Annotated in this window: 9 protein-coding genes; 8 read left to right on the top strand and 1 reads right to left on the bottom strand. The window is 61.1% G+C overall.

Features of this window, described 5'->3' with window-relative positions; genetic code table 11:
• The 5 genes from PMI31_RS13695 to abaF all read left to right on the top strand — a co-directional run bounded on the left by PMI31_RS13695 (position 1) and on the right by abaF (position 5,079).
• Positions 1-651 (top strand): amino acid ABC transporter permease, encoded by a 651-nt coding sequence (locus PMI31_RS13695; RefSeq protein WP_008018647.1) that lies wholly within the window; start codon positions 1-3, stop codon positions 649-651.
• Positions 644-1,366, top strand: coding sequence for an amino acid ABC transporter ATP-binding protein (locus PMI31_RS13690; protein WP_008018646.1), 723 nt, complete (start codon positions 644-646; stop codon positions 1,364-1,366). The genes PMI31_RS13695 and PMI31_RS13690 overlap by 8 nt, the downstream gene beginning before the upstream one ends.
• A gap of 172 nt (positions 1,367-1,538) precedes the next feature.
• Complete coding sequence (locus PMI31_RS13685; RefSeq protein WP_008018645.1) at positions 1,539-2,567, top strand: trans-3-hydroxy-L-proline dehydratase; 1,029 nt, start codon at positions 1,539-1,541, stop codon at positions 2,565-2,567.
• A gap of 126 nt (positions 2,568-2,693) precedes the next feature.
• Positions 2,694-3,611 carry a dihydrodipicolinate synthase family protein gene (locus PMI31_RS13680; RefSeq protein ID WP_008018644.1) on the top strand — a complete coding sequence of 306 codons (918 nt, stop codon included), beginning with the start codon at positions 2,694-2,696 and terminating at the stop codon, positions 3,609-3,611.
• 73 nt (positions 3,612-3,684) lie between these two features.
• Positions 3,685-5,079, top strand: a complete 1,395-nt coding sequence (abaF, locus tag PMI31_RS13675) for a fosfomycin efflux MFS transporter AbaF (RefSeq protein WP_008018643.1) — start codon at positions 3,685-3,687, stop codon at positions 5,077-5,079.
• 112 nt (positions 5,080-5,191) lie between these two features.
• Here the strand turns inward: abaF and PMI31_RS13670 are convergent, their stop codons facing one another.
• Positions 5,192-6,199 carry an Ldh family oxidoreductase gene (locus tag PMI31_RS13670; protein ID WP_008018642.1) on the bottom strand — a complete coding sequence of 336 codons (1,008 nt, stop codon included), beginning with the start codon at positions 6,197-6,199 and terminating at the stop codon, positions 5,192-5,194.
• A gap of 394 nt (positions 6,200-6,593) precedes the next feature.
• Between PMI31_RS13670 and mexE the strand changes: the two genes are divergently transcribed.
• From mexE to PMI31_RS13655, 3 genes are read left to right on the top strand one after another with little or no spacing between them, the layout of a single operon-like run.
• Positions 6,594-7,847: a multidrug efflux RND transporter periplasmic adaptor subunit MexE gene (mexE, locus tag PMI31_RS13665; RefSeq protein ID WP_008018641.1), complete on the top strand. Its 1,254-nt coding sequence runs from the start codon at positions 6,594-6,596 to the stop codon at positions 7,845-7,847.
• Positions 7,848-7,859: 12 nt separating this feature from the next.
• Positions 7,860-11,039, top strand: coding sequence for an efflux RND transporter permease subunit (locus PMI31_RS13660; RefSeq protein WP_008018640.1), 3,180 nt, complete (start codon positions 7,860-7,862; stop codon positions 11,037-11,039).
• A complete protein-coding gene (locus PMI31_RS13655) occupies positions 11,039-12,460 on the top strand; it encodes an efflux transporter outer membrane subunit (protein ID WP_008018639.1) in 1,422 nt (473 codons plus the stop codon). Before PMI31_RS13660 ends, PMI31_RS13655 begins: the two co-directional genes overlap by 1 nt.
• Positions 12,461-12,556: the final 96 nt, after the last annotated feature.

Below are 12,556 nucleotides of genomic sequence, written 5' to 3'. Positions count from 1 at the left end.
ATGTTTTCCACCGATTTTTCCTCGAATGACCTGATGTTCCTGCTCAACGGTGCGTGGGTCACGATGCAACTGACGTTCTGGTCGATCATTCTCGGCTCCTTGGCCGGGTTGGTCTTCGGCCTGCTGCGCGCCTTGTTGCCACGGGCCAGCCGGCCATTGGCCTGGGTGCTGGACGTGTTTCGCAGCGTGCCGTTGCTGATCCAGTTCGTACTGTTCAACTCACTCAAAAGCATCATCGGTTTGAACATCAGCGCCTTTAGCGTCGGCTGCATTGTGTTGGGGGTTTACGCTGCGGCGTACTTCACCGAGATCGTGCGTGCCGGCGTGCTGGCGGTACCGTTCACCGTGCGCCGGGCCAGCCGCTCGCTGGGGCTGAGCTTCTTGCAGGACTTGCGCTGGATCGTTCTGCCGATGGCCACCCGAGTAGCGTTCCCCGGCTGGCTGAACCTGGTGCTCGGTGTAATGAAAGACACTGCGCTGGTGATGTGGATCGGCATCGTCGAACTGCTGCGCGCCTCGCAAACCATCGTCACCCGCATCCAGGAACCGTTGCTGGTGCTGTGCATCGCGGGCCTTATCTACTACGTCATGAGCCTGGTGGTCGCACGCCTGGGCGCTCGTCTGGAAAGAAGGTGGCAAGAAAATGATTGAGATCGACAACGTACATAAATCCTTCGGCAACCTCGAAGTGGTCAAGGGCGTCAACCTGACGGTGAACAAGGGCGAAGTAGTGTCGATCATCGGCGGCTCCGGCTCCGGCAAATCGACCTTGCTGATGTGCATCAACGGCCTGGAACCGATCCAGAAAGGCAACATCCGCGTTGACGGCGTCGAGGTCCATCACAGCGCCACCGACCTGAATCGCCTGCGGCAGAAAATCGGCATTGTGTTCCAGCAATGGAATGCCTTCCCGCACCTGACGGTACTGGAAAACGTCATGCTCGCGCCGCGCAAAGTGCTGGGTAAAAGCAAGGCTGAAGCTGAAGAGCTAGCGGTGAAGCAACTGACCCACGTCGGTCTGGGCGACAAGCTCAAGACCTTCCCTGGCAAGCTGTCCGGTGGACAGCAACAACGCATGGCCATCGCCCGCGCCCTGGCCATGTCACCGGACTACATGCTGTTTGACGAAGCCACCTCGGCCCTCGATCCGCAGTTGGTAGGTGAAGTGCTGGACACCATGCGCATGCTCGCCGAAGACGGCATGACCATGGTGTTGGTGACCCACGAAATCCGCTTTGCCCGGGACGTGTCCGACCGCGTGGCGTTCTTCCGCAATGGCCTGGTGCATGAGATTGGTTCGCCGGATCAGGTGATTGGCAATCCGGTGCGTGCGGAGACTGCAGAGTTTCTGAAATCAGTGAAATAACCCAAGGCCAAAGCAATCCTGTAGGAGCTGGCTTGTCGGGTCGCCGCATCGCAGCGATGGACGTCAACGATGACGCGTGCATGCTGGATAAACGCGTCGTCCTTGCAATCTTCGCTGGCAAGCCAGTTCCTACAGTGATCGAGGTCCTAACAGAAAAAACAAGGATCAAGTCATGCGTTCATCAAAAGTCATTCATGTAGTCAGCTGCCACGCTGAAGGCGAAGTCGGCGACGTGATCGTGGGCGGTGTCGCCCCGCCGCCAGGCGCCACCGTGTGGGAACAGTCGCGCTGGATCGCCCGGGACGAAACCCTGCGCAACTTCGTCCTCAACGAACCCCGCGGCGGCGTGTTCCGCCACGTCAACCTGCTGGTTCCGGCCAAGGACCCACGGGCGCAGATGGCCTGGATCATCATGGAACCGGCGGACACCCCGCCGATGTCCGGCTCCAACTCGTTGTGTGTCGCCACCGTATTGCTCGACAGCGGCATCCTGCCCATGACCGAGCCGCAAACCCGCCTGGTGCTGGAAGCGCCCGGCGGCCTGATCGAAGCCGTGGCCGACTGCCGGGATGGCAAGGTGCAACGGGTGGAAGTGAAAAACGTGCCGTCCTTCGCGGATCGACTGGATGCGTGGATTGAAGTCGAAGGCATCGGCTCGCTGAAGGTTGACACCGCTTATGGTGGCGACAGTTTTGTGATTGCCGATGCCAAAGGCCTGGGGTTCTCCATCCGCCCGGATGAAGCGGCCGATCTGGTGGCGGTCGGGCTGAAAATCACTCGAGCGGCCAACGAACAGCTGGGCTTCGTGCATCCGCTGAATCCCGAGTGGTCGCATATTTCCTTCTGCCAGATCGCCGCGCCGATCGTCCATGAGAATGGCATCGCCACCGGCGCCAATGCGGTGGTGATTCAACCGGGCAAGATCGACCGCTCCCCCACCGGCACTGGTTGCTCGGCGCGCATGGCGGTGTTGCAGGCCAAAGGCTTGATGCAGGTTGGCGAGCGCTTTGTCGGCCGTTCGATTATCGGCTCCGAGTTCCACTGTCGCATTGATTCGTTGACCGAAGTCGCCGGCCGCGCCGCGATTTACCCGTGCATTTCCGGCCGGGCGTGGATCACCGGCACCCATCAATTGCTGCTCGACCCAAGCGATCCGTGGCCACAAGGCTATCGCCTGTCCGACACTTGGCCCGGCGCCTGATCACGCAATCCCTGCCCCCCAGACCATCGGCCAGTAAAAACCCCTGAAAACCAAAAAGAGCACTAGCCGAGCATTGTCATTATAAAAAAACGTATACGAAATACAATTAACGAATCGGAGACAACAATGAGCAAGCGCATTAACTGGAGTGGCGTCTTCCCTGCGGTGACCACTCAATTCAACGATGACTACTCTATCAACCTGGAAAAAACCCATCAGGTGATTTCCAACGTGATCCGCGACGGCGTGTCGGGCCTGGTGGTCTGCGGTTCGGTGGGTGAAAACACCTCGCTGACCGCCGAAGAGAAAATCGCCGTGACTGAAGTCGCTGTCGATGCCGCCCGTGGTCGCGTACCGGTGATTTGCGGTGTGGCCGAGTTCACCAGCATACAAGCGGCCAAGGTCGCCAATGCCGTACGCCGGGTCGGCGTCGATGGCGTGATGTTGATGCCGGCGCTGGTCTACGGTTCCAAGCCGTTCGAGACCGCCGAGCATTACCGCTACGTGGCGAAAAACGCCGACGTGCCGCTGATGGTCTACAACAACCCACCTATCTATAAGAACGACGTCACCCCGGACATCCTGATTTCCCTGGCCGACTGCGACAACGTGGTGTGCTTCAAGGATTCTTCCGGCGACACCCGCCGCTTCATCGACGTGCGCAATGAAGTCGGTGACCGTTTCGTGCTGTTCGCCGGCCTCGACGACGTGGTGCTGGAAAGCATCGCCGTGGGTGCCGAAGGTTGGGTCTCGGGCATGTCCAACGTGTTCCCGAAAGAAGGCGAAACCATCTTCCGCCTGGCCAAGGCCGGTCGTTTCGCCGAAGCCATGCCGATCTACGAATGGCTGATGCCGATCCTGCACCTCGATGCCCGTGCCGACCTGGTGCAGTGCATCAAGCTGTGTGAAGCCATCGCCGGTCGCGGTAGCGCCTTGACCCGTCCGCCACGCCTGGCCCTGCCGGAAGCCGACCGCGTATTTGTCGAGCAGATCATGGCCAAGGCGTTGGCCAACCGCCCGGAACTACCGGACGTCGGTCTCTGAGAGATTGCCGGGCGGGCCTTTACTGGCCCCGCCCGGCTGCCCGTTTTTTTGCGCCTTAACAAGGTACGTCAGCATGTCGAATCCTCATCACACGCAAAGCGCAACCACACCCTCGGGACTCAAACGCGTAGTGGCCGCCGCCATGGCTGGCACCGTCGCCGAATGGTATGAATTCTTTCTCTACGGCACCGCCTCGGCATTGGTTTTCGGCCAGTTGTTCTTCCGCCAGACCGACAGCCCCATCGACGGCATCATCGCCGCCTTCGCCTTGTACGCGGTCGGCTTTCTCGCCCGGCCGTTGGGCGGTTTGGTATTTGGTCACTACGGTGACAAATTCGGCCGCAAACGCCTGCTGCAACTGAGCCTGGTAGTGGTCGGCATCACCACCTTCCTGATGGGTTGCCTGCCTGGCTTCGACCAGATCGGTTACGCAGCCCCGGTGCTGCTGGTGCTGTTGCGGTTGATCCAGGGCTTCGCTTTCGGTGGCGAATGGGGCGGCGCGATTCTGCTGGTGTCCGAACACTGCCCGGACAATCGTCGGGGTTTCTGGGCCAGTTGGCCGCAAGCCGGGGTGCCGGCCGGCAACCTGGTGGCCACGGTCGCCCTGCTGCTGTTGTCGTCGAACCTGTCAGAGCAACAGTTCCTTGCCTGGGGCTGGCGCGTGGCGTTCTGGTTCTCGGCGGTAGTCGTGTTGATCGGTTACTGGATTCGCACCAGCGTCGATGACGCGCCGATCTTCAAGGAAGCCCAGGCCCGTCAGGCACAGACCAAACAGCAACAGCTCGGTGTGGTGGAAGTGCTGCGTCATCACTGGCGTTCGGTGCTGGTGGGAATCGGTGCACGCTTTGCCGAGAACATCCTCTACTACACCGTGGTGACGTTCTCGATTACCTATCTGAAACTGGTGGTGCACAAGGACACTTCGCAAATTCTGCTGCTGATGTTCGGCGCGCACCTGGTGCACTTTTTCCTGATCCCGCTGATGGGCTATCTGTCGGACATCGTCGGGCGCAAACCGGTGTACCTGACCGGCGCGGTGCTCACAGCGTTCTGGGGTTTCATCGGTTTCCCGATGATGGACACCGGCAACAACTGGCTGATCATGGCCGCCATCACCCTGGGCCTGGCCATCGAGTCGATGACTTACGCGCCTTACTCGGCGCTGATGGCTGAACTGTTCCCGACCCACGTACGCTACACCGCTCTGTCCCTGTGCTACCAGGTGGCGCCGATCTTCGCCGGTTCCCTAGCACCGCTGATCGCCATCACCTTGCTCAACAAGTACCACAGCTCGACTCCGATCGCCTGGTATCTGGTGGCCGCCGCGCTGATTTCCGTGGTGGCTGTCGGTCTGACCCGCGAGACTCGTGGCAAGTCATTGCGCCAGGTGGATGCCGAGTCGGCGGCGCGGGTTGCTGCGCTGGACCCAGCCTCGACTAGCCCACGCCGAGCCGACTCTCTGGCCTGAGTAAATCCCTGTAGGAGCGAGCTTGCTCGCGATGGACGTCAACGATAACGCGTGTTGCCTGAATGGAAACGTTGTCCTTGCGTTTTTCGCGAGCAAGCTCGCTCCTACTGAATCAGGCGAGCAAGGCCTTGAGGTCGTTGTACAGCGCCTCGGGAATTTGCACACCTTCCACCAGGCTGCGTACCCGCGCCGCGTAACGTCGTTGCGACGGTAAGCGTGCGCCCTGCCCTTCAATGCCCTGGAACAACGTTTCGGCCCGGGCCAAATGTTCTTCGGTGGCGTCCCCCAGAAAGCGCCGAGGGTCCAGGGCGATGATCAACTCGCCATGGTACGGCGACGACTTGCTGCCCCCGTCGTAAGTCAACGACTCGGCACTGGTCAGGTCACCAATCAGCGGCCCGGCAATCAACTCCACCATCGCCGCCAGCGCCGAACCCTTGTGCCCGCCGAACGTCAGCATCGCGCCGCTGTCGAGCACCACGTTGGCATCGGTGGTCGGCTGGCCTTGGGCGTCGACGCCCCAACCTTCGGGAATCGCCTTGCCGGCACGCCGGTGCAGTTCGATATCACCACGGGCAATCGCGCTGGTGGCGAAGTCGAACACAAACGGATCTTGCCCCGCACGCGGCCAACCGAAGGCAATCGGATTGGTGCCGAACACCGGCAGCCGTCCTCCAGCCGGCGCCACCCAGGCGTGGCTCGGATTACACGCCAGTGCCACCAGACCGACAGCAGTCAGCTGCTCGATCTCCACCCACAGCGCCGAGAAATGTACACAGCGGTTGATTGCCAACGCCGCAATGCCGTTGGCCCGGGTTTTCTGCGCCAGCAACGGCAACCCCGCCTGAAACGCCAACTGCGAAAAGCCACCGCCAGCATCCACCCGCACAATCGACGGCGCCTGGTCGATCACCAGAGGCTCGGCATCGGCTGACACCTTGCCGGCCCGCAGGGAATTCACACACCCCAGAATCCGGTACAAACCGTGGGAGGCACAGCCATCACGTTCGCCAACAACCACCGTCGCCGCCACCGCTTGTGCATGGGCAAGATTAAAACCGTTGTGCAACAAGATCGATTCGGCCAACTCACGGGCTTCGATCAGGGTCAGTCGGATCATGGTCATCTCCTTGGACAGACCGGTCAGAGTGGTCTATCCGAGGCGTTATGGCTTGATGGGTTTGGGCATTGGCGGTGACGAAATTGGCACAGCGCAGGCAGGTCGGATCGGCGCACCGCCGCTCCCGCAGGGATTTGGGAACGACAAAGATCCTGCGTAGGAGCGAGCCTGCTCGCGATGGCCACACCTCGGTCTCCCTCCTGACTATTGCATCCAATGCAACACACAATTGTCATCAACCCAGTTGATGACGACCGAATGCAAGGCGCACTCTAGAGGGCTGGCTGGGGTCTCATATCATTCCGAATGATAGTTACCTTTGCCCCATTCGATTCGTGAGATACAAACCCGCCGCGCATCATTCGCCAATCTCAACACATTGGCGGATGCATCCATGGAACAGTCACTCAAACATTTGCGCTTCCCGTTGGCTTTATTGGCCGTAGTGGTGATCAGCGCTTGCGGCAAGGCTCCAGAGACCGCCGCCAGCATGCCCGCAGCCAAGGTCAGCGTGGCCAAGGTGCTGGAACAACCGGTCAACGAATGGGACGAGTTCACCGGTCGCCTCGAAGCGCCGGAAACCGTCGAGATTCGTCCACGGGTCTCCGGCCAGATCGATGAAGTGGCCTTCACTGAAGGTGCCCTGGTCAAGAAAGGCGACCTGCTGTTCCAGATCGACCCGCGTCCGTTCCAGGCTGAGGTCCGCCGCCTCGAAGCACTGGTTGCACAATCGCGCGCCAATGCCACCCGCAGCGAAAACGAAGCCCAGCGCGGTGAACGCCTGCGCACCAGCAACGCCATTTCCGCCGAACTGGCTGATTCGCGTACCAGCGCAGCCCAGGAAGCTCGCGCCGCGGTCGGTGCCCTGCAAGCGCAACTGGATCTGGCCAAGTTGAATCTGAGCTTCACTCGCGTGACGGCTCCAATCAGCGGCCGCGTCAGCCGTGCGGCAATCACCGCCGGCAACCTGGTGACCGCCGACACCACCCCGCTGACCAGTGTGGTCTCCACCGACAAGGTGTACGCCTACTTCGACGCCGATGAACGTGTGTTCCTCAAGTACACGGAGCTCGCTCGCCAGGGCAAGCGCGGCGCCACCACTCCGGTATACATGGGCCTGTCCAACGAGGACGGCAACCCGCATCAGGGCGTGATGAACTTCGTCGACAACCAGGTCAACCCGAAAACCGGCACCATCCGTGGTCGCGCCGTGTTCGACAACAGCGATGGCAGCTACACCCCGGGCTTGTATGCACGCCTGAAACTGGTGGGCAGCGGTACCTACAGCGCCATGCTGATCAACGATGAAGCGGTCGGCACCGACCTGGGCAAGAAGTTCGTGATCGTGATGGACGGCGACAACAAGACCGCCTACCGCGCGGTGGAACTGGGTCCGAAGATTGAAGGCTTGCGCATCGTGCGCAGCGGCCTGAACAAGGACGACACCATCATCGTCAAGGGCCTGCAGCGGGTACGTCCTGGTTCACCGGTCACCCCTGAAGTGATTCCGATGGCCAGCGAACAAACCCTCGCGGCACTCGCACAACAACGCCAAGCGCTGGAAGCCAGCAACCTGCCCCAAGTCGCGCCTGCCAGGGTTGCACCGGGTACGGCTGTGAAACTGGCTGCCACGACCCCACGCGGTTAAGGGATTTCCAAGATGAATTTTTCCCAATTCTTCATTTCGCGGCCGATCTTCGCAGCGGTGCTGTCGCTGCTGATCCTGATCGCCGGTGCGATCTCGCTGTTCCAGTTGCCGATCAGCGAATACCCGGAAGTCGTGCCGCCCACCGTGGTGGTGCGCGCCAACTTCCCGGGTGCCAACCCGAAAGTCATCGGTGAAACCGTGGCCGCTCCACTGGAGCAAGCCATCACCGGCGTCGAGAACATGCTGTACATGTCCTCGCAATCCACCGCTGACGGCAAGATCACCCTGACCATCACCTTTGCCCTGGGTACTGACCTGGACAACGCCCAGGTGCAGGTGCAGAACCGCGTGACCCGCACCGAGCCGAAACTGCCCGAGGAAGTGACGCGCATCGGCATCACCGTGGACAAGGCTTCGCCCGACCTGACGATGGTGGTGCACTTGACCTCGCCGGACAAACGCTACGACATGCTGTACCTGTCCAACTACGCCCTGCTCAACATCAAGGATGAGCTGGCGCGCCTGGGCGGTGTCGGTGATGTGCAGTTGTTTGGCATGGGCGATTACTCGCTGCGGGTGTGGCTCGACCCAAACAAGACCGCTTCGCGCAATCTGACCGCGACCGATGTGGTCACGGCGATTCGCGAACAGAACCGTCAAGTGGCTGCTGGTGCATTGGGCGCGCCGCCTGCACCGAATGCCACGGCATTCCAGTTGTCGGTCAATACTCAGGGCCGTCTGGTGTCCGAGGAAGAGTTCGAGAACATCATCATTCGCTCTGGCGACAACGGTGAAATCACTCGCCTCAAAGACATCGCTCGCGTTGAGCTGGGCTCCAGCCAGTACGCCCTGCGCTCGCTGCTGAACAACCAGCCGGCGGTGGCGATCCCGATCTTCCAGCGTCCGGGCTCCAATGCCATCGAAATCTCCAATGAAGTGCGGGCGAAAATGGCCGAACTGAAGAAGAGTTTTCCCGAAGGCATGGACTTCAGCATCGTCTATGACCCGACGATCTTCGTGCGCGGCTCCATCGAGGCGGTGGTCCACACCCTCTTCGAAGCGCTGATCCTCGTGGTGCTGGTGGTGATCCTGTTCCTGCAAACCTGGCGCGCCTCGATCATTCCGTTGGTGGCTGTGCCGGTCTCGCTGATCGGTACCTTTGCCGTGATGCACCTGTTTGGATTCTCGCTCAACGCCTTGTCGCTGTTCGGCCTGGTGTTGGCGATCGGTATCGTGGTGGACGACGCCATCGTGGTGGTGGAGAACGTCGAGCGCAACATCGAGCTCGGATTGACCCCGGTGGAAGCCACCAAACGCGCCATGCGTGAAGTGACCGGTCCCATCATTGCCACGGCGTTGGTGCTGTGTGCGGTGTTTGTTCCGGCGGCCTTCATCTCCGGCCTGACCGGCCAGTTCTACAAGCAGTTCGCCCTGACCATTGCGATTTCCACGGTGATCTCGGCCTTCAACTCCTTGACCCTGTCGCCGGCGCTGGCCGCGGTACTGCTCAAGGGCCACGACGCACCGAAAGACCGTTTTTCCAAGGTGCTGGACAAGATTTTTGGCGGCTGGCTGTTCCGTCCGTTCAACCGTTTCTTTGAAAAGGCCAGCCATGGTTACGTCGGCACCGTTGCCCGTGTGATCCGCTCCAGCGGTATCGCCCTGCTGCTGTACGCCGGTCTGATGGTCCTGACCTTCTTCGGCTTCTCCAGCACCCCGACCGGTTTCGTACCCGGCCAGGACAAGCAATACCTGGTGGCCTTCGCGCAATTGCCGGATGCGTCGAGCCTGGACCGTACCGAAGACGTGATCAAGCGCATGTCCGAGCTGGCGCTGAAACAGCCTGGAGTGGAAAGTGCGGTGGCCTTCCCTGGCCTGTCGATCAACGGTTTCACCAACAGCCCGAACGCCGGCATCGTGTTCGTGACCCTCAAGCCGTTCGACGAACGCAAAGACCCGAGCATGTCCGCAGGGGCCATCGCCGGTGCCTTGAACGGCCAGTACGCGAACATCCAGGAAGCCTACATGGCGATCTTCCCGCCGCCACCGGTACAAGGCCTGGGCACCATCGGCGGTTTCCGCCTGCAGATCGAAGACCGGGGCAACCTGGGCTACGAAGAGCTGTACAAGGAAACCATGAACATCATCAACAAGAGCCACAGCGTGCCTGAACTGGCCGGCCTGTTCACCAGCTACACGGTGAACGTGCCCCAAGTCGATGCGGCTATCGACCGGGAAAAAGCCAAGACCCACGGCGTGGCCGTCAGCGACATCTTCGACACCTTGCAGATTTACCTGGGCTCGCTGTATGCCAACGACTTCAACCGCTTTGGTCGCACCTATCAGGTCAACGTCCAGGCCGAACAACAGTTCCGCCTCGAATCCGACCAGATCGGCCAGCTGAAAGTGCGTAACAACAAGGGCGAGATGATCCCGCTAGCGACCTTCATCAAGGTCAGCGACACCTCGGGTCCCGACCGTGTGATGCACTACAACGGCTTCATCACCGCTGAGATCAACGGTGCGGCAGCCCCTGGCTACAGCTCCGGCCAAGCGGAAAAAGCCATCGAGAAACTGCTCAAGGAAGAACTGCCCAACGGCATGACCTACGAATGGACCGACCTGACCTACCAGCAGATCCTGTCCGGCAACACCGCGCTGTTCGTGTTCCCGCTCTGCGTGCTGCTGGCGTTCCTGGTACTGGCGGCTCAATACGAAAGCTGGAGCCTGCCACTGGCGGTGATCCTGATCGTACCGATGACCCTGCTGTCGGCCATTACCGGTGTGATTGCCTCGGGCGGTGACAACAACATCTTCACCCAGATCGGCTTGATCGTACTGGTGGGCCTGGCGTGCAAGAACGCGATCCTGATCGTCGAGTTCGCCAAGGACAAACAGATCGAAGGCCTCAACCCGCTGGCTGCGGTCCTGGAAGCGTGCCGCCTGCGTCTGCGGCCGATCCTGATGACCTCCTTCGCGTTCATCATGGGTGTGGTGCCACTGGTGTTCTCCAGCGGTGCCGGTGCCGAAATGCGTCACGCCATGGGTGTGGCGGTGTTCTCCGGGATGCTCGGGGTGACCTTCTTCGGTCTGTTGCTGACGCCAGTGTTCTACGTACTGATTCGTAACTTTGTCGAGCGCGGCCAGGCACGCAAAGCTGCCAAGGCCAACCTGAAGCTGGAGTCGCACTGATGAGTTTGAAAGCCTTCCTGCCGGGCCTGCTGGCGCTGGCCTTGAGTGCCTGCGCCGTGGGTCCCGACTACAAGACGCCAACCACCGAGGCGGCCAACATCACGGCCGCCACCGATGGCGCCGCCGGCCAGAAGAACTTTGACCGTTCGCATTTCGAAGGCATCTGGTGGCAACAGTTCGAAGACCCGACCCTCAACCAGTTGGTGACGCAATCCCTGCAAGGCAACCGCGATCTGCGCGTCGCCTTTGCCCGCTGGAAAGCCGCGCGGGCGATCCGCGATGACGTCAGCAACGACGCCATGCCGACCATCACCAGCCGCGCCAGCAGTGACCTGGGCAAAGGCCAGATCCCGGGCCAGACCACCCAGCGGGTCAACAGCGAACGCTACGACCTGGGCCTGGACATGGCCTGGGAGATTGACCTGTTCGGTCGCATCCAGCGCAACCTGGAGTCGGCCAACGCCGAGCAACAGGCGTTCGAGGCAGATCTGTATCAACTGCAAGTCACCATGATTGCCGAACTGGTGGATTCCTACGGTCAACTGCGCGGCGCGCAACTGCGGGAGAAAATCGCCCTGGCCAACCTGGAAAACCAGCGGGAGTCGCGCAAGATCACGGTCAGCCTGCGTGATGCCGGCGTTGGCGACCAACTCGATGTGGAACGGGCCGATGCGCGGTTGGCGTCGGTTGAAGCCAGCGTGCCGCAACTGCAGGCCGAACAGGTGCGGCAGAAAAACCGTATCGCCACCCTGCTGGGTGAGCGCCCGGACAAGCTGACCGTGGACTTGAGCCCCAAAGACCTGCCGGCGATTGCCAAGGCCCTGCCGATCGGCGATCCGGGTGAACTGCTGCAACGCCGTCCGGACATCCTCAGCGCCGAACGCCAACTGGCTTCGGCCACGGCGCGAATCGGCGTGGCCAAGGCGGATCTGTTCCCGCGGGTCAGCCTCAGCGGCTTCCTTGGCTGGACCGCCGGACGTGGTTCGCAGATCGGTTCTTCAGCGGCCAACGCCTGGGCACTGGGTCCGAGCATCACCTGGGCCGCGTTTGACCTGGGTAGCGTAAAAGCCCGCATACGTGGCGCCGACGCCGATGCCGAAGGCGCCCTGGCGACTTACGAACAGCAAGTGTTGCTGGCCTTGGAAGAATCGGAAAACGCCTTCAGCGACTACGGCAAACGCCAACAGCGCCTGATCTCGCTGATTCGTCAGAGCGAGTCCAGTCGCTCGGCCGCCGACCTGGCGCAGATTCGCTACCGCGAAGGCACGGCCGATTTCCTCGTGCTGCTCGATGCCCAGCGGGAACGCCTGGCGGCCGAAGACACCCAGGCCCAGGCCGAAGTGGACCTGTATCGCGGCATCGTCGCGATCTACAAGGCCCTCGGAGGCGGCTGGCAGCCGGAAACGGTCGCGAGCAATTAATTCGATGTCTTGAAGCGCTCCTTTGGTTGGCCGCAACCAACCAATTTCCTTGCCCTGCGTCTCATTCGGTCGCGGGGCTTTTTTTGTCCAAAACTT

It is taken from the genome of Pseudomonas sp. GM55 (genome assembly GCF_000282395.1).
GTDB classification, from domain to species: domain Bacteria; phylum Pseudomonadota; class Gammaproteobacteria; order Pseudomonadales; family Pseudomonadaceae; genus Aquipseudomonas; species Aquipseudomonas fluorescens_CC.
This window is presented reverse-complemented; position numbering and strand designations above follow the sequence as displayed.

Coding starts and splice junctions, on each gene's coding strand:
- PMI31_RS13660 (WP_008018640.1), top strand. CDS start 7,860: ATGAATTTTTCCCAATTCTTCATTTCGCGGCCGATCTTCGCAGCGGTG.
- mexE (WP_008018641.1), top strand. CDS start 6,594: ATGGAACAGTCACTCAAACATTTGCGCTTCCCGTTGGCTTTATTGGCC.
- PMI31_RS13695 (WP_008018647.1), top strand. CDS start 1: ATGTTTTCCACCGATTTTTCCTCGAATGACCTGATGTTCCTGCTCAAC.
- PMI31_RS13655 (WP_008018639.1), top strand. CDS start 11,039: ATGAGTTTGAAAGCCTTCCTGCCGGGCCTGCTGGCGCTGGCCTTGAGT.
- PMI31_RS13685 (WP_008018645.1), top strand. CDS start 1,539: ATGCGTTCATCAAAAGTCATTCATGTAGTCAGCTGCCACGCTGAAGGC.
- PMI31_RS13690 (WP_008018646.1), top strand. CDS start 644: ATGATTGAGATCGACAACGTACATAAATCCTTCGGCAACCTCGAAGTG.
- PMI31_RS13670 (WP_008018642.1), bottom strand. CDS start 6,199: ATGATCCGACTGACCCTGATCGAAGCCCGTGAGTTGGCCGAATCGATC.
- PMI31_RS13680 (WP_008018644.1), top strand. CDS start 2,694: ATGAGCAAGCGCATTAACTGGAGTGGCGTCTTCCCTGCGGTGACCACT.
- abaF (WP_008018643.1), top strand. CDS start 3,685: ATGTCGAATCCTCATCACACGCAAAGCGCAACCACACCCTCGGGACTC.